This window comes from Streptococcus mitis (assembly GCF_002096815.1).
In the GTDB taxonomy this organism is placed as follows: Bacteria; Bacillota; Bacilli; order Lactobacillales; family Streptococcaceae; genus Streptococcus; species Streptococcus mitis_AD.
The window spans coordinates 1-621 of record NZ_NCVJ01000002.1 but is presented as its reverse complement, the minus strand read 5'-3'; the positions used below and the strand labels follow the sequence as shown (position 1 = coordinate 621).

The 621-nt window shown below is 51.0% G+C and carries 1 pseudogene; it reads left to right on the top strand.

Features of this window, described 5'->3' with window-relative positions:
- Nucleotides 1-195 precede the first annotated feature (195 nt).
- Nucleotides 196-621: pseudogene (locus tag B7696_RS10340) on the top strand (MSCRAMM family adhesin SdrC); the annotation flags it as partial.

Genomic DNA, 621 nt, shown 5'->3' with positions numbered 1-621 from the left:
GACGTGCTTGCTGATTGGCTTGCACTTGTTGAGGCTGACTCAGAAGCTGATGTGCTTGCTGATTGGCTTGCACTTGTTGAGGCTGATTCAGATGCTGATGTGCTTGCTGATTGGCTCGCACTTGTTGATGCTGACTCAGAGGCACTTGTGCTTGCTGATTGACTCGCACTTGTTGATGCTGATTCAGATGCTGATGTGCTTGCTGATTGGCTCGCACTTGTTGACGCTGATTCAGAGGCCGATGTGCTTGCTGATTCTGACGCACTTGTTGACGCTGACTCAGAGGCACTTGTCGATGCTGATTCAGAAGCTGATGTGCTTGCTGATTGGCTCGCACTTGTTGAGGCTGACTCAGAGGCACTTGTGCTTGCTGATTGGCTCGCACTTGTTGACGCTGACTCAGAGGCACTTGTCGATGCTGATTGGCTCGCACTTGTCGATGCTGATTCAGATGCTGATGTGCTTGCTGATTGGCTCGCGCTTGTTGATGCTGACTCAGACGCTGATGTGCTTGCTGATTGGCTCGCACTTGTTGATGCTGATTCAGATGCCGATGTGCTTGCTGATTGGCTCGCACTTGTTGATGCTGATTCTGATGCTGATGTGCTTGCTGATTGGCTC